Genomic DNA, 15,673 nt, shown 5'->3' on the forward strand with positions numbered 1-15,673 from the left:
ACCCTAGCGAACAAGACGGCAGCGGACAACGCAGGATGCCGGGAGCGGTGGTGACTCTGACGAATGAGGATTGTCGACAGCCGGGCCAAGTCAGACCGGGCCAAGGCACCCGCTACGGTTTTACCCAAGGTGAACTCAGAGTGTGGCCAATGGAGGTAACCACGACGGTTCCCAGTCTTGGGTTTCACTTTCGTATTTCTTACCGTGCGGTGAGATCCAGCCGGGTGGTTCATGCTTGCCGGCCAGCGTCGGCCGCCACGTGGTTCCGTGTTTGAGCCGGTGATGCTTTTTGCACGGCTGGCCAAGGTTGCTGATGCCGGTGGTTCCACCGCTGGCCCATGAATGGATGTGGTCGGCTTCGTTATCCAAAGAATTGTTTCGGCAGCCAGGGAAGGGGCATTTCCCGTCTCTCATTCGAAGCCATTGCCGCATAGCTTTAGGCACCCGGTAACTGTTCCGTCCGATTTCCAACGGTGCGCCGTCTCGTGGATCAACAAGCACTCGCATAAACGAATCGCACCCCTCGGCCACCAGTTCCCGTGCCATGGCAGGTGAAATCGGACCGTAACCGTCGAGGATGGCTGGTTCCTCGGTGACACCCATGAGCGCCATTACGGGGACGGTGACCAGTACCTGCGCTTGAGGTGTAGGAACCTCGGCGCTGGCACCTCCGAGCAACCAGGCCGCGGCAACATCCACACGTAACTGGGAAAGAGTTCTTTGCTCCCTCGTGTTTTCAGGAGTACTCCCCTGCAACTCTCGGGCGGCCGCGGTGGCTCGGTTCCAAATCGCCAACGCCTTATCCGCGGGCAGGTACGCCGACAGCCAGGCCATTCCGTCGCGGTCCGGGGTGAATTCTAAGTGCCGGTCAGCTTCGCCCTTCGCATGCCGGGCGGTGATGCTGTCCGGATGGTGGCGTTCACGCCAGTTTCTCACCTTGGCCCGAAAGCGGACCGGCACGAGTTCCCCTGCGGGACACCCGCGGGCGGGGTTCTTAGCGTCGGGATCGAAAAAGTGCCGCTCAACATCGGACGCAACCCCCGGTTCGAGCCCCTCGACCTCTGAGCACACCACTCGAGCATGTTGGTACGAAATCTTCCCCGTTGCAAGAGATTTCAGCGTCAACGGCAACATACTGGTTAGGCGTCGCGCTTCTTCAAGCAACCCGCCGGCTGAAGCCTCACTGACCGTCAGCGCGCATGCCACCTCGGCCACCAAACTCATTTGCACAATGGCCACCTCATGCGGCTGGACAGTGGGTGAAAGAGTTGCGGCGGTTCCGCGCGAAAGATCATCGAGCAACCGGACTTTGAGCGTTGCCAGTCGCGCCTCGATCCGGGCCACGGAGGTCAGCCCGTCAAGTGCGGCCTCAACTTGATCCTGTAACGGGTCAGGGCCAACTTTCTTGGAATCGGTGAAGGAATCCGCAACCAGACCTGTTCCGGCCACCGGGTCGGCGCTAAGGGAAGGAGTCCTCACGGAGGTACTAGTAACGGGTCCAGAACATCCCAGTTCGCGTACCGAAGCCAGCAGCGCCTCGTACGCGCCCTGACTTTCGAGTGTCAACGCTGAGAAGTTCTCCATACGCACAGCTTTGCAGGGGTCGTAGACAATGCGGACCCGCGATCTGCGCTATGTGGATAACTTCCCAAAATTTGTTTTGTTCGTCAGTCTGGATCCGTCAGATGAGGGAAGCAGCGTCTCGCTGTGGGGGTAGTCGTAGTACTCGCCGAAAATCGGGCGGATATGGATGGGCCTTGGGGCTTCACGTTCGGCCTTGAGGGCCCTCGGTATGGTGGTTCGCGCTAGGCGCGTGATCCTAATCTATGACGGCGGGTGGGTTGAAAATGCTCGCGGAGTGCGACTACTTCGGCATGCGTTGTTCAGAAGCCGACTGCACTCCGTGGGGCTATCAAGAGATCACAGACTCGTTGGTGTTGGTGTCCTGGCTGGCGTGTCGGTAGAGCGTCGCGCGGCTCCACCCGACCAGGCGTGCCGCATCCTCGGCGGTTCGCCCCTTCGCTCGGGCATCCTTCGCGATCGCGAGTTTGTCGGCGATCACCTTCGGGTCTGAGAGAGGCCGACCGAAGCGGGTGCCGGATTGTCGGGCCGCGGCGATCCCGGCGTTTACACGCTCCACAATCAACTCGCGCTGGTACTCGGCCAGGGAAGCCAGGAAGTTCAGCATCATCCGCCCGGTCGATGTCGCCGGGTCGATGTCGCCGGGTCGATCCCGTCCGAAATGGACCGGACGTTCACGCCGCGTCCGCGCAGCAGGTTCACGGTGTTCAGGACATCGATCAGGGAGCGGCCGAGCCGGTCGACCCTCCAGACCACCACCGTGTCCCCGGCCTCGGCGTACTCGAGAAGCCTTTTCATCCCGGGCCGATCGATTGCCGTTCTGCTGCCGGAAGTGACATCGGCGAACACATCGCGCTTCTCCACCCCAGCATTTATCAGTGCGTCAAGCTGAAGCTGCGCATCCTGGCTCGACGTGCTCACCCGCGTGTATCCCAAATGTCTCACACGCTCATTTTGCGTCAGAAAACCTCTTCGCGGCAATCACTTGAGACGCTTTATGGTGAGAGCCCTTTTTGAGACATATTGGGCCCTTTGCCCTCGGGCCGGGCTGTCAGTTTCAGAAGTCGTCTGCACCGAATGTCAGAAGTCGTCTGCACCCGGAGTCGGTTGGGTTGGAACTGTACAGTTTAACGCGGGATGACAGCGGGCGCTTTGTGGCAGCCCTGCCCCCGCGTCATGTCAGAACGCCGGGAGGACCAGCGCTTCAGAGTCCGTCCCGGGGTGCGGTCGCTTGCTGTGCCTTCTGGTGGAACCATTCGATGTGTTCTTGCAGGAGGCGGGCTGCGAGTTCTCCGTCGTGCGCCTGGACGGCGTCGAAGATGTGGTGGTGTTGGGTTCGTAGCGTGGCGATGACGTCCGGCCATGTTTCCATGGCGTCCATCGCGCCTTTGACGTAGCCGATGATGGATCCGGACAGGGATTCCATCATGGTGGCCACCACCGCGTTCCCGGCGAGCGAGCTCAACGCCACGTGGAAGCGGGCGTCGAGTTCGTGGAACGCGGCGCGGTCAATGTCGGGATCGTCCATGGCGTGCAGAAGCTGGGATGCCTGCTCTAGGTCTTCGTCGCCTCCGGTGCGGGCAGCGCCGGCACGGGCGGTCCAGGTTTCGAGCAGGATACGGGTCTGGACAATGTCCGCGACCGGGAGCCGGTTGGTGGCGACGTGCAGCCGCAGGGCCGACGACAGGCCCGCGGAAGGATCGGAAATGACGATGGCTCCGGAGGTGGGCCCGGACCCGACGGAGCTTCGCAGGATTCCCATGGCGTCCAGGACCCGGATGGCCTCGCGTACTGAGGCCCGTGAGATGCCGTAGTTTTCGGCGAGTGTGCGTTCGCCCGGGAGGCGGTCCCCGACCGTGATTTTGCCCGAGCGCAGGTCCGCTTCGATGTCTTTCAGGAGCGCGTCATGGGTGCGACGGCGGGGGGTTGCTCCTGCTTCGGCGGTGCTCACGGTTGGTTCCTTAAGGGCCGGCAGTGTGCGGGCCTGGGGGCGGCCCGCACACTGCGTCTTGAGTAGGCGGGACGCTAAGGCAGCATCCAGCCCAGGATCGGGGTGGACTGGAGGTAGGAGAGGGTGCAGAGCACCAGCAGCAGCGCTACGCTCCATCCGACTACTTTACGCAGGATCACCGATTCCTTTCCTTCAAGGTTGACCGCCGACGCGGCGATGGCCAGGTTTTGCGGGCTGATCAGTTTCCCGACGACGCCGCCGGAGGTGTTTCCGGCGACGAGGAGGTTCGGGTCGATGCCTGCTTTCAGGCCGGCGGTCTGCTGGAGTTTGGCGAAGAGCGCGTTGGCGGACGTGTCGGAGCCGGTGACGGCGGTGCCGATCCAGCCCAGGACGGGTGAGAGGAACGCGAAGAAGGTTCCGGTGCCGGCCAGCCAGGTGCCGATGGATACTGTCTGCCCGGAGAAGTTCATCACGTAGGCGAGTGCGAGGACGGTGATGATGGTCAGTCCGGCCCAGCGCATCCTGTAGATGGTGCGGGCGATCTCCTTCACGGCGTTAGCCACTGTGACGGGGTAGCGGCCGCCGTCGTTGTACTTCGAGTACACGAAGGCGACGATCAGGCCGGTGATCAGCAGCAGGGTTCCGGGGGTGGAGAGCCATTGGAAGGAGTAGATGGTGGAGGAGAAGGGTTTGCCTTCGGCATTGACCAGCGCGTCGTGCAGGATCGGCCAGGGGATTTTGACGTCGGTCGAGGCGAGGAACGCGGGCACATCCGCGCCGAGTTTCCATAGCTTGGCGATGCCGAAGACGACGATGACGAGGAAGTACGGGAACAGGGCGAGCCAGGTGCGGGTCGGGGTCAGACGGTCTGCAGCGGCTTCGCTGACGGCGACAGCCGATGCGCGCCGGGAGCCGCCGCCGCCGGCGGTGGTTGAGGCTGTGTTCTTCGAGGCTGCATCAAAGGCTGCTCCGAGACGCTCGCGTGCTGCGACGCTTCCCTTGGGCGTCCAGACGCGGAAGAACAGGACGGCCGCGCCGAGGCCTACGAGGGAGGCGACGATATCGGTGAGTTCGTAGGAGAAGTAGTTGGAGCACAGGAACTGTGCGGTGGCGAAGGAAAAACCGACAACGAGTGCGGCGGGCCAACAGTCTTTCAGGCCCTTGCGGCCATCGAGGATGAAGAGCAGGATCAGCGGCACGGTAGTGGCCAGTAGCGGCGCCTGGCGTCCGACGACGGAGGCAATGTCCGTGGCGTGCAGTCCGGTGAGGCCGGCCGCGGTGGTGATCGGGATGGCCATGGCGCCGAAGGCAACAGGTGCCGTGTTGGCGACCAGGACGGCGGCGGCTGCGCGCAGCGGCGGCAGTCCGAGCGCCAACAGCATGGTGGCGGTGATGGCCACCGGCGCGCCGAACCCGGCGAGGGCTTCGAGCAGGCCGCCGAAGCAGAAGGCGATCAGGACGGCCTGGAGGCGCACGTCGCCTTTGCCGATCACGTCGAAGACGCGGCGGAGGTCCTCGAAGCGTCCGCTGAGGACCGTGACCTGGTAGAGCCAGACGGCCATGATGACGATCCAGAGCACCGGGAAGGCGCCGAAGACCCCGCCCTGGGTGGCGGACAGCAGCGCCAGCCCGGCCGGCATCTGGAACGCGAAAATTCCGACCAGGAGGGCAGCCAGGAGCGCAAAGGCGCCGGCGACATGGGCGCGGGTTTTGACGACGGCAAGCAGGATGAAGAACGTCAGCAGCGGCAGCAGGGCGACGATGGCCGACCACATGACGCTGTTGAGCACCGGGTCGGTGCTGGGTGTGAACTGATCCACGGAGTTCCTCCACATTGAGGGGGACGACAGGGGGGGTATGGTCAGACCTCTGTGGTCGGACCATCAGAGTGTAGCGCAGATTTTTCTGAAAGTGTGAGCGGCTTCACTTGGATACGCCGGTTGCGAGTGGCGTCGGTCACGTGATCTACTATGGTCAGACCACAAACCCCTTAGCCCGAAAGGCTGCCATGCGAATCGCTTTGTTCGCTACGTGCATCGTGGATGCGATGTACCCCGCCACGGCGCGGGCCACCGTGAAAATCCTGGAGCGGCTGGGACACGAAGTTGTGTTTCCGTCCGGCCAGGCCTGCTGCGGGCAGATGCACGTCAACAGCGGCTATCTCAAGGAAGCTGTCCCCGTGGTCGCCAATCACGTCGCCGCGTTCGACACCGAGGACTACGACGTCGCCGTCGCCCCGTCCGGTTCCTGCGTCGCCTCCGTGAAGCACCAGCATCCCATGGTCGCCCGCTCCTGCGGTGACACGGCCCTCGAAGCCCGCGCGACCGCCGTGGGCGCTAAAACCTACGAACTCTCCGAACTGCTCGTGGACGTCCTGGGCGTGACCGACGCCGGGGCCCAGCTCGGCTCCTACTTCCCGCACCGGATCACCTACCACCCCAGCTGCCACGGCATGCGCCTGCTGAAACTGGGCGACCGGCAGTCCCGGCTGCTGGCCAGCGTGCAGGGGATCGAGATGGCAGAGCTGCCGGAAGCGGACCAGTGCTGCGGGTTCGGCGGCACGTTCTCGATGAAGAACGCCGACGTCTCCTCCGCCATGCTCGAAGACAAAACCGTCAATATCACCGCAACCGGTGCCAGCCTCTGCACCGGCGGGGACGCCTCCTGCCTGATGCACATCGGCGGCGGCCTCTCCCGCCAGGGCAGCGACGTCACCACCCTGCACCTGGCCGAAATCCTCGCCAGCACCCTGGAAGAACCGGCCTCTGTCACCGGCGAAGTCCGCGTCACCACCGGAAAGGCCACACGATGAGCACCTACCTGGGCATGCCCTCCCTCCCCGTTTATGGCACGGGCAACGTGCACGCCTCCGAATCCTTCCCCAAGGCCGCGCACCGCGAACTCGGCAACGCCCAGCTCCGGGCCAACCTCGGCCACGCCACCCACACCATCCGCGACAAACGCATCCAAGTGGTCTCCGAACTGCCGGACTGGGAACAGCTGCGCGACGCCGGATCCGCCATCAAGGAATCCGTGATGGCCCGCCTTCCCGAACTCCTGGAACAGTTCGAGAAGAACTTCACCGCCCGCGGCGGCGTGATCCACTGGGCCCGGGACGCCGATGAGGCCAATGAGATCGTCGCTGAGCTGATCCGGGCGACCGGTGAAACCGAAGCGGTCAAGATCAAATCCATGGCCACCCAGGAAATCGGCCTCAACGAATACCTTGAAGAGCACGGCATTGCCGCCTACGAAACCGACCTGGCCGAGCTGATCGTCCAGCTGGACCACGACAAGCCCAGCCACATCCTCGTCCCGGCGATCCATAAGAACCGGACACAGGTCCGGGACATCTTCCTGCGCGAAATGGAGGGCGTCGACCCGGAGTTGACCGACGAACCGGCCCGCCTCGCCGCGGCCGCCCGGGCACACCTGCGCCGTAAATTCCTCACTGCCAAAGTCGCTGTCTCCGGGGCCAACTTCGCCCTGGCTGACTCGGGCACCTTGGCCGTCGTCGAATCCGAGGGCAACGGACGCATGTGCCTGACCCTGCCGGAGACACTGATCACCGTCATGGGCGTCGAAAAGCTGTTGCCGACCTGGCAGGACCTTGAAGTCTTTATGCAGCTGCTGCCCCGCTCCTCCACCGGGGAACGGATGAACCCTTATACCTCGCTGTGGACCGGTGTCACCGAGGGCGACGGGCCCCAAAACGTGCACCTGGTGCTGCTGGACAATGGACGCAGCGCCGCCCTGGCCGACGAAATGGGCCGCTCGGCCCTGCACTGCATCCGTTGCAGCGCCTGCATGAACGTCTGCCCGGTCTATGAACGGACCGGCGGCCACGCCTACGGATCGACCTACCCCGGGCCGATCGGGGCGATCCTTTCGCCGCTGATGACCGGCATTCAGGCCGAGGAGAACAGTTCGCTGCCGTACGCGTCCTCGCTGTGCGGGGCCTGCTATGACGCCTGCCCGGTGAAGATCAACATCCCGGATATCCTGGTGCACCTGCGCAGCGTGGATGTGGACAGCAAACGCGGGAAGAAGAAAATCCCCAGCCAGATGGACGTTGGGATGAACGCCGCGTCCTGGGCCCTGTCGTCGGGCAAACGGCTGGGATTGATCGAGAAGGGGCTGCCGCTGGGACGCCTGGCCGCGGGCCCGGACAAGAAGATCACCAAACTGCCCGGAATCGCCGCCGGCTGGACCCAAAGCAGGGATATTCCCGCGCCGCCGTCGCAGTCCTTCCGCGACTGGTGGAAGAAGGAACACCGGACCCCGGCCACCGGCGCTGCCCCCGCTACGTCAGATAACCAGCCCTCAGAGCACCAGGAAGACCAGCCATGAGCGCACGCGATGAGATCCTTGAACGGATCCGCACCGCCCTGAAAGACAGCCCCAAAGTACCGGAAGTTCCCCGCGGGTACCGGTCCTCATCCGATCTGGACGAGGATGCCCTGATCCACCTGCTGGTGGACCGCCTGATCGACTACAAAGCCCAGGTCTCCGTCGTGGACGCCGAGGAGGTGCCGGCACGGATTGCGGAACTGCTCGCGGCAGCGCGCAGCTATGTCGTGCCTACGGGGCTGGACGCCGGCTGGCTCAGTGAACTCGAACTCGACCACGCCAACCGTCGCCGCACCGATTCGGCCGCGGCTCCGCTCACCGTCGTCGAGCTCGATGGTATCGACGCGGTCGTGACCGGCAGTGCTGTCGCTGTCGCCGAGACGGGGACCATCATCCTGGACGGCAGTCCCAACCAGGGCCGCCGGGCAATCACCCTCGTCCCGGACCACCACATCTGCATCGTTAAAGTCGCCGACATTGCCGGGATCCTGCCGGAAGCGCTGCGCCGGATTGATGGCACCCGGCCGCTGACCATGATCAGCGGGCCGAGTGCCACCAGCGACATTGAACTCGAACGTGTCGAGGGAGTCCACGGGCCCCGCAAACTCGACGTCATCATCGCCCGCTAAATCCGGGCAGTGAAGTCCGGGCACGGCCATCACCCTGGCCGTGCCCGGATGCACCAACGCGCATCCCGCACCCTCACCGCTGAACGAAAGGCACCCTCATGACCTCCTACCGCCATGACGCCTGGGAGCACCTCCGCGGTGCCCTCGTGCAGGTCCGGAAGAACGGCACCGTCCTCCGCGAAGGACTCGTCGAGGACGTCATGCCTGACTCGTCGGCCCTCTGGATCGCCGCCGACGGGCTCGCCGGCCGGGTGCTGATCGAAGCTGCTGAAGGCCACGAGGTGTGGGTAGAGCCGCGGCAACTCGAGGGTAAACGCTCGTACCGCATGACATCGTCCGCACTCCAGCGCGGAGAAGGAGATCAGGTTCGCGGGATGCACCTCAACCGTCAGGCTGCGGATGAATCCTTGTTCCGCGGCGGCCGCAGATGGCCGAGGACCGCGTAGGCAAAGTCCACCAGGTAGTCGTTCAGGGCCAGGGAGGCAGCCTTGGCCGCTGAATCGTCTCTGGCGAGAATCGCTTCCAAAATTCTTATGTGAAGCGTCGATCCCCGTGAGATCTGGTCTGCCTCGTCCCGCATGTGGGCGATCCAGAAGCGCCGGGAAAGAGCCTGCGCGGGGGCCAGTGCGTCCGCGAGGTACTCATTGGCTGCGGCATCGACAATCAGATGATGGGTCTCCTTCACCGTCTCCAGGTAGGTGCTCAAGGTGAATTCCTCGTGTTTGAGCCGGTCCACCATGGCAGCCATTTTCCTTCGGTGCTCTCCAACTGCCCGGCCGCAGGCAAGCTCCACTGCCAGGGCCTCCAGAACCCGGCGCAGCTCAAGGAGACGCAGCTGGGTGTCGACCGAAGCGGCCGGGACGAGAACCCCCTTACTGGGGTGGATTTGCACCATGCCCTCCCGTGCGAGCCGTTGCAGGGCTTCACGAACCGGGGTGCGGCCGAACCCGGTTGAGGCGGTAAGCATCGATTCGGAGACCAACGACCCCGGCGCGATTTCCTGGAAGATGATCATCCGCTCGATCTCGTCATAAGCGCCGTCGGCCTTACCTTTTTCCGCCATCTGGCCACTCCTCCCCAGCCGGGCCACCCCGGCTACCGCGTCTCCCGATTCACCGGGCGATGGAAAGCCCATTGACTTAGGGACATCCTAAGGCATATGTTACCGGTATATCGGTTGCATGTCGGTCAATGATGACCGTACCGGCCTTAGGCTGCATTGCACCTCTTCTACGAAGGAAGCCATGAAATCCTCGCGTATTGAGCACCGCGCCATCGACTACATACCGGAAACCGAGCGCCACGGCGTGGCTCGAAGCCTCTTCTTTGTCTGGTTCGCCGCCAACACCTCCATCACTGCGGTGGTGACCGGCGCGCTGTTTGTCATCCTGGGAAACTCCGCCCTGTGGGCCATCCCGGCAGTCATCATTGGAAACGTCCTGGGTGGTTTCGTCACAGCCCTTCACTCCGCACAAGGCCCGAAACTGGGCGTTCCACAAATGATCCAGAGCCGGGCCCAGTTCGGCTACTACGGCGCCATCCTGCCCCTCGTACTCTCCCTCATCATCTACCTGGGCTTCTACGCAACAGGCCTGGTCCTCGGCGGCCAGGCGATCGGGGACCTCCTCGGCATCCCGGTCCAGGCCGGCTCCGCGATCTTCGCACTGCTCTCAACCACCCTGGCCATCTTCGGATACCGTTACATCCACAAGTTTTCCAAAGTCGCCACGGCACTCAGCGCCGCCGTGTTCGTGGTGCTCTTCATCCGCGTACTCACCGCACCCGACGCCGCGGTTCTCGTGCAGCAGACCGACTTCGCCATCGGCCCGTTCGTCCTCGGCATCTCGCTGGCAGCATCCTGGCAGCTCACTTTCGGCCCCTACATCGCCGACTACTCCCGCTACCTGCCCGCCAACACACCCCAACGAGCCACGATGGGATGGACCTTCGCCGGCAGCGTTCTGGGCGGCTCACTCGCCATGATCCTGGGCGCCCTCGGCGCAGCCATCGGCGGCAGTAACTTCAACACCAACCAGGTCGGCTACCTCGCCAACTTGGGCGCCCAGTTCGCATGGCTGGTCCTGTTGGCTGTGATCTGCGGAAAACTCACCGGCAACACCCTGAGCACCTACGGCGGGTTCATGTCGCTGGCCACCATCGTCACGGCCATCACCCGTAGGGAAATCATCACCGGCAAAGCCCGGACCGCCTATATCGTCCTGATATCCGCAGCAGCCCTGAGCATTGCCTTGGCTGCAACCGATAACTTCCTGGGCGCATTTACAAACTTCCTCCTGTTCCTCCTCTACTTCATGACACCGTGGTCCGCGATCAACCTCGTCGACTTCTACTTCGTCCGCAAGGAGAAATACAACGTCGGCGCACTCTTTCAGCCGGACGGCGAGTACGGCCGCATCAACTGGATCGCCATTGCCGCGTACGCGGCCGGAATCCTCATCCAGATCCCGTTCATGAACAGCCCCCTATATGTCGGCCCGGTAGCGGAATGGCTTGGCGGTGCGGAAATTGCCTGGCTGATCGGTCTCGTCGTCTCCGGTGGCATCTACTACTTGTTCGCACCCGTCCGCAAAACGCTCCCCCATTCCACGAGCCCCGCCGCAGACGGGCAGCAGGATGCTGCCGCCCTGATCCGCCCGCACCTCTGACCAAAAACGCCCCACAGGAGTAGCACAGCATGAAATACGATCCCAGCTTCGAAAAAAGCCCACTGCCCTTCGCACCGTTCAAGAGCCTCACAGTGCCCCGCCCCATCGGCTGGCTCTCCAGCATCAGCACGGACGGGGTGGAGAACATTGCCCCCTACAGCCAGTGGCAAAACCTCACTTTCGACCCCCCGATGGTGATGTTTGCCGCCAACCAGTACCCCGACGGGCGGCGCAAAGACACCGTCATCAACGCCGAAGAAACCGGCTGGTTCGTCTGGAACATGGCCACCTGGGACCTCCGGGAGGCAGTGAACATCAGCGCGATGGCCCTGCCGCCGGGAGAAAGCGAATTCGATCGCCTCAACGTCACGAAAAAGAAGGCTGATCTCTCCGACACACCTATGGTCGCTGAAAGCCCGTTCCACTTTGAATGCCGGTACCTCTCCACCCACCGGATCCCCGGCAACTCCACCGTCGGAAGCATCGACGTCGTCTACGCCACCGTGGAACGCATCCACCTGGACGAAAACTGCCTTACCCCGGACGGACGGATCGACATCCCCAAGGTCAAGCCGATAGCGCGCATGGGCTACTACGACTACACCGTCGTCACCGACACCTTCGAGATGAAAGTTCCCTGCTCCGACGCCGACGAAATGGCCGGCCTCGCAGGACAACCCGCATAGTTCCACGGCACAGCTATTCCCGTGCGGGGTGCCCGGTACCGCTGAAGTCTCACTTCCGAGGTACCGGGGTCCGGCACCGACCTGGAGAACCCGTGGGACCCGCCCGAACGCGGTTCGGTTGCCCAAGCATGCCGTCTCAGTTCCTAGGAAGTGGACGCCCTGGAACTGTTCACTCGTGAAGTGGCTGGCTCGCCACACAATTTCGTTCCACAACTACGTGCCAAGGTCCGCGGCTATCGGGAAAGTAGTTTCTCACCGTCCGGTCGCAACTCTCCGTTGGGCGATACGTGCCGGTACAGGGTCTGGCGGGTGATGCCGAGTTCAGTGCAGAGGTCACCGACTTTGGTCTCGGGCTTGCCCATGGAGGCCATGGCGAGCCGGAGTTTTGCCGGGGTCATTTTGTAGGGGCGTCCGCCGTTGCGGCCGCGGGCGCGGGCGGAGGCGAGGCCGGCGCGGGTGCGCTCGGAGATGAGCTCCCGTTCGAATTCGGCCAGGGCCGCGAAGATTCCGAAGACGAGCTTCCCGGAGGCTGTGGTGGTGTCGATGGCGGCACCTTGGCCGGTGAGGACCTTCAGGCCGATTCCGCGTTCGGTGAGGTCGTGGACGATGTTGACCAGGTGGCGCAGGTCCCGGCCGAGCCGGTCCAGTTTCCAGACGACCAGGGTGTCTCCGTGGCGCAGAGCTTTGAGGCAGGCGGCCAGCTGGGGCCGGTCGTCCTTCTTTCCGGAAGCCCTGTCTTCGTAGAGGGAGTCCGCCCCGATACCGGCCGCCAGAAGTGCGTCGCGCTGCAGGTCCGTGGTTTGGGACCCGTCGGCCTTGGAGACGCGCATGTATCCGACGAGCACAGCACTTCCCCTTTGTCATTTATACGTTCGTTTAAGTGACATCAGTCAGCCAAAGCACGGCGTTTCCAAAAATTGTCACTTTACCCGTCATTTATTCTACGTCATGCAAAGGATGCATTAGTGCTGATAGGTGACAGGGTTTCCAAGGGAATGCCGAGCTCGGCGAAGTCGGCCCTCAGCCGGGTCACGGACTCCGGTGTTCTGCATCCTATGAGGGCGAAGTTGTAGAGGGCCTGCGCCTCCGCGGGGTCCTCCCGTGATGCCTGGATCGCTTCTTCCAGTGCCTGCCTGAGCGGTTTCGGATAGACGGCCTTTTCCTCCGGGTTTTCCTTCGCCGGTTTGCCGTTATCGATTTCCCGGTACGGCTCGGGCAGGAAGAGGCCGGCATGTGTTCCGCGTCCGGTGACTGTCCCTGTCTCGAGGAGGGCGATGGCGGCGGCCGCAGTTTCCATGGTGTGCCGTTGCACCGTTTCCGGTTGCTGTTCGTACGGGCGCCAGAGCCCCTGTCCATCGCGGGCGGGATAGCCGGCTTCTTTCCATATCTGGCGGATGGTGCCGGTATCGGATGGCCGGTTCTCGGAGAGGGGGCAGCTGAGCTCATCGACGACGGTGCGAAGAAGCCGAAACCAGAGCGCGGCATCGACTCGCCGGCGCGGAAGGTCAACATGGCCGACCGCGAAGGCGTGCTGGGTTCGTTGATCCAACGTCAGGATTTGTTGCGGTGCCGGCCTGGGTGCCGGCCGGTCGAAATCCCACATTCCGAAGTAGCTGCGCGCGGCGAGGGTTGTCTCCAGCCAGCAGCCGTGGGCCGGGCAGCTGGAGACGATGGGGATTGCCCAGAGTAACCGGTATGGATGAGGGGATGGGGTCGCTGCCACACATTCCGGACACCCTCTCGCCGGCAGTCGGTCCGGCAGCCACGGCCGCCACGACGGGACCAGCCGCGCTTTGTGTTTCCCGGACCGCCGCAGCACCGACAGCTGCCGGGTATAGGTGGCGAAGCCGTCCGAGCCGGGCTCCATGTCATCGAGCAACCACGGAACCCAGCCGGCCACACTCATTTGCCGCAGCCGGACAGGGGCGACCCCGGTCCGCTCAGCCAGGACCTCGATCAGGCCAGGGCGAGGCGCCAGGTCGAGGTCGTCAAGGTCGGCCGTACCCAGCTTGTAGCCGATGTCATCGCCCAGGTGTTCTGTGTCGGTGTCGTAGCAGCCGGCGATCCGGCGCAGCCAGGAGGAGAGCGCCTCACCGTCGGTCGGCGCAGGATGCACCGGCCACCGTAGGGGGCCGCTCACAGCAGTTCCCGTTCGAACAGTCGCCGCCGTTCGGTGGGTCCGGCGTACTCGGCCATGGCCAGGGTGCGGTGGGTGATGTTCTCTTCACCGCTTTCCACGGCGGCGATCGCCGCAGTGGTCAAAAGCCGGGTGAGTTCTCCAATGGTTCCCTCGCTTCGGGCCAGCAAATACCTGGCCATGTCCGCGGTGGCGAGGCGGGACGGTCGGTGCAGCGGCAGCGCCGCGGCGAAGCTGGCTAACAATGACAGGGTGTCGGCGCCGTTACTCCACAGGGGGAGGACGACGGGTTCGAATCTGTTCTCCAACTGGTCATCGGATCGGACCGCAAGATACGCCTCCCGTGTTCCGACCCCGATGATTGGAATGCGCAGCTCGTTGCCGAGGAATCGCAGCAGGTTCAGGAACTCGCGGCGGCTGTTGCCCTGCCCGGCGAGGACGTTATGCAGTTCGTCGATGACGAGCATGCGCACTCCCGTGGCACGCAGCAGGTTCAGCGACACCTGCTCCACCTCGGCCAGACGCCGCCGGGGCTGACGAGGCGCGCCGAGGGCGGCGAGGAGCGCGATGTAGAAGCGCAGCACGGAAGGCTCGGATGGCATCTGCACACACAACACGGGGATGTGTTCCCGGTCCGCTTCGGTCCTTGGCAGGTGCCCGCGGCGGAACTTCTCCACGATCATGGACTTGCCATTGTTCGTCGGCCCGACCAGCAAAAGGTTCGGCATCCGCTGCTTGTCCGGCCAGCGCAGCAGCGTCTCCAGCCGTGCCACCGTTTCCACGGCCCGCGGGTAGCCGATCCACCGGTCCGCCCGGATCAGTTCCACCCGCTCTTTTGCTGGCAACCGTGCCGCGTCCCGCACTGCCGGATGCAGGTGGGACAGATCAGGTGCGACGTAGCGGGGCACTGTCATGTCACCACTGCTCGATCTGATCGAACCGGGAAACCTGGGCCGCTACCGGCTCTACGTCCGGCATCTGATCGTCAGGCGATTGCGGCGGCATCAAAGGGCTCGGGCTCTTGGCGCGCTTCTCCGTTGCGGCAGCCGCTATGTTGCGTCGCTCGGTGTCGCGTCGCATCCGTTTGGTTGTTTTCGTTGCGGTGCCCGCGATCTCTCTCATCTGTTCGATCATCCGGAACAGGGCCGCCTCATCCACCTGCGCGACGCCACGCTCGTGGAGCCGTGCCAGGGCGTGTTTGTGCTCCCACAGGCTCACGGACGGGTTCGCCATCGTCCGATACGGCACCTCTACATAGAGGTGCCCGTCCGGTTCCAGTACCCAGATCCGGCTGATGTCCCGAGGGTCGCGACGGATCAGGAAAGGGCCAAGCGTGTCGCGGCGGCTGATCCACGGTTTCAGCGCGTTGGAGAAATAGTGGACATGGTCGATGACGAATCCCGTCCGGGTCAGGGTGCGCCGTATGACCGGGAGGAAGTCGACCAGGAACGCTGCCGGGTTCGAGGCCACGGCCGGCATCCCCGTGGCCGCGACTCCGTCGGCCCAGCGGCCGACCGGTGTTTGTCGCAAGGTGCTGTGAAGGGTGTGAGGTGTGTCAAGGATCCGGGACAGTTCGTTAGTTTCTTTTTGGTTAGGCAGCAGCGGGTAGCTGCTGGTTTTGGGTCATGAATTTGGCCATGGCCGCAGCTGGTGGCAAGCCGTCATTGTGGGTG

14 protein-coding genes and 1 pseudogene are annotated in these 15,673 nt (G+C 63.7%); 5 read left to right on the top strand and 10 right to left on the bottom strand.

Annotated features, from left to right (window positions below; all coding sequences use genetic code 11):
• Positions 1-135: 135 nt before the first annotated feature.
• The 4 genes and pseudogenes from ACQR35_RS10665 to ACQR35_RS10680 all read right to left on the bottom strand — a co-directional run bounded on the left by ACQR35_RS10665 (position 136) and on the right by ACQR35_RS10680 (position 5,352).
• The gene (locus tag ACQR35_RS10665) at positions 136-1,584 is read right to left on the bottom strand and encodes a DUF222 domain-containing protein (RefSeq protein WP_430270004.1); all 1,449 of its coding nucleotides are present in this window, start codon (positions 1,582-1,584) and stop codon (positions 136-138) included.
• A 328-nt stretch (positions 1,585-1,912) separates the two neighbouring features.
• Positions 1,913-2,526 (bottom strand): annotated as a pseudogene (locus tag ACQR35_RS10670) (recombinase family protein).
• A 259-nt stretch (positions 2,527-2,785) separates the two neighbouring features.
• Entirely contained in the window at positions 2,786-3,532 is a 747-nt protein-coding gene (locus tag ACQR35_RS10675; protein ID WP_430270005.1) for a FadR/GntR family transcriptional regulator, read from the bottom strand.
• 74 nt (positions 3,533-3,606) lie between these two features.
• Positions 3,607-5,352, bottom strand: coding sequence for an L-lactate permease (locus ACQR35_RS10680; protein ID WP_430270006.1), 1,746 nt, complete (start codon positions 5,350-5,352; stop codon positions 3,607-3,609).
• A gap of 188 nt (positions 5,353-5,540) precedes the next feature.
• Here ACQR35_RS10680 and ACQR35_RS10685 point away from each other — a divergent pair, with 188 nt between their 5' ends.
• From ACQR35_RS10685 to ACQR35_RS10695, 3 genes are read left to right on the top strand one after another with little or no spacing between them, the layout of a single operon-like run.
• The gene (locus tag ACQR35_RS10685) at positions 5,541-6,344 is read left to right on the top strand and encodes a (Fe-S)-binding protein (protein WP_430270007.1); all 804 of its coding nucleotides are present in this window, start codon (positions 5,541-5,543) and stop codon (positions 6,342-6,344) included.
• Entirely contained in the window at positions 6,341-7,882 is a 1,542-nt protein-coding gene (locus ACQR35_RS10690; RefSeq protein ID WP_430270008.1) for a LutB/LldF family L-lactate oxidation iron-sulfur protein, read from the top strand. The genes ACQR35_RS10685 and ACQR35_RS10690 overlap by 4 nt, the downstream gene beginning before the upstream one ends.
• On the top strand, positions 7,879-8,511 hold the full coding sequence (locus ACQR35_RS10695) for a LutC/YkgG family protein (RefSeq protein WP_430270009.1): 633 nt from the start codon (positions 7,879-7,881) through the stop codon (positions 8,509-8,511). The genes ACQR35_RS10690 and ACQR35_RS10695 overlap by 4 nt, the downstream gene beginning before the upstream one ends.
• 29 nt (positions 8,512-8,540) lie before the next feature.
• On the opposite strand, the gene ACQR35_RS10700 is transcribed toward ACQR35_RS10695, so the two are convergent.
• Complete coding sequence (locus ACQR35_RS10700) at positions 8,541-8,789, bottom strand: hypothetical protein (RefSeq protein ID WP_430270010.1); 249 nt, start codon at positions 8,787-8,789, stop codon at positions 8,541-8,543.
• Positions 8,790-8,899: 110 nt separating this feature from the next.
• On the bottom strand, positions 8,900-9,574 hold the full coding sequence (locus ACQR35_RS10705) for a GntR family transcriptional regulator (RefSeq protein ID WP_430270011.1): 675 nt from the start codon (positions 9,572-9,574) through the stop codon (positions 8,900-8,902).
• Between the two features lie 118 nt (positions 9,575-9,692).
• On the opposite strand from ACQR35_RS10705, the gene ACQR35_RS10710 reads away from it, so the two are divergent.
• Together ACQR35_RS10710 and ACQR35_RS10715 are read left to right on the top strand one after the other, a co-directional pair.
• Positions 9,693-11,177, top strand: coding sequence for a purine-cytosine permease family protein (locus ACQR35_RS10710; protein WP_430270012.1), 1,485 nt, complete (start codon positions 9,693-9,695; stop codon positions 11,175-11,177).
• 29 nt (positions 11,178-11,206) lie between these two features.
• Positions 11,207-11,863: a flavin reductase family protein gene (locus ACQR35_RS10715; protein WP_430270013.1), complete on the top strand. Its 657-nt coding sequence runs from the start codon at positions 11,207-11,209 to the stop codon at positions 11,861-11,863.
• A 233-nt stretch (positions 11,864-12,096) separates the two neighbouring features.
• Here ACQR35_RS10715 and ACQR35_RS10720 read toward each other — a convergent pair whose 3' ends face one another.
• From ACQR35_RS10720 to ACQR35_RS10735, 4 genes are all read right to left on the bottom strand, one after another.
• Positions 12,097-12,708 (bottom strand): recombinase family protein, encoded by a 612-nt coding sequence (locus ACQR35_RS10720; RefSeq protein ID WP_430270014.1) that lies wholly within the window; start codon positions 12,706-12,708, stop codon positions 12,097-12,099.
• A gap of 101 nt (positions 12,709-12,809) precedes the next feature.
• Positions 12,810-14,003: a TniQ family protein gene (locus ACQR35_RS10725; protein WP_430270015.1), complete on the bottom strand. Its 1,194-nt coding sequence runs from the start codon at positions 14,001-14,003 to the stop codon at positions 12,810-12,812.
• A complete protein-coding gene (locus ACQR35_RS10730) occupies positions 14,000-14,914 on the bottom strand; it encodes a TniB family NTP-binding protein (protein ID WP_430270016.1) in 915 nt (304 codons plus the stop codon). Before ACQR35_RS10730 ends, ACQR35_RS10725 begins: the two co-directional genes overlap by 4 nt.
• Before the next feature lies 1 nt (position 14,915).
• Positions 14,916-15,470, bottom strand: a complete 555-nt coding sequence (locus tag ACQR35_RS10735; RefSeq protein ID WP_430270017.1) for a Mu transposase C-terminal domain-containing protein — start codon at positions 15,468-15,470, stop codon at positions 14,916-14,918.
• Positions 15,471-15,673: the final 203 nt, after the last annotated feature.

Origin of the sequence: Pseudarthrobacter sp. J1738 (assembly GCF_050490315.1) — a bacterium.
Classification (GTDB): Bacteria; Actinomycetota; Actinomycetes; order Actinomycetales; family Micrococcaceae; genus JBNPEO01.

Coding starts and splice junctions, on each gene's coding strand:
- ACQR35_RS10665 (WP_430270004.1), bottom strand. CDS start 1,584: ATGGAGAACTTCTCAGCGTTGACACTCGAAAGTCAGGGCGCGTACGAG.
- ACQR35_RS10685 (WP_430270007.1), top strand. CDS start 5,541: ATGCGAATCGCTTTGTTCGCTACGTGCATCGTGGATGCGATGTACCCC.
- ACQR35_RS10690 (WP_430270008.1), top strand. CDS start 6,341: ATGAGCACCTACCTGGGCATGCCCTCCCTCCCCGTTTATGGCACGGGC.
- ACQR35_RS10695 (WP_430270009.1), top strand. CDS start 7,879: ATGAGCGCACGCGATGAGATCCTTGAACGGATCCGCACCGCCCTGAAA.
- ACQR35_RS10705 (WP_430270011.1), bottom strand. CDS start 9,574: ATGGCGGAAAAAGGTAAGGCCGACGGCGCTTATGACGAGATCGAGCGG.
- ACQR35_RS10710 (WP_430270012.1), top strand. CDS start 9,693: ATGTCGGTCAATGATGACCGTACCGGCCTTAGGCTGCATTGCACCTCT.
- ACQR35_RS10715 (WP_430270013.1), top strand. CDS start 11,207: ATGAAATACGATCCCAGCTTCGAAAAAAGCCCACTGCCCTTCGCACCG.
- ACQR35_RS10730 (WP_430270016.1), bottom strand. CDS start 14,914: ATGACAGTGCCCCGCTACGTCGCACCTGATCTGTCCCACCTGCATCCG.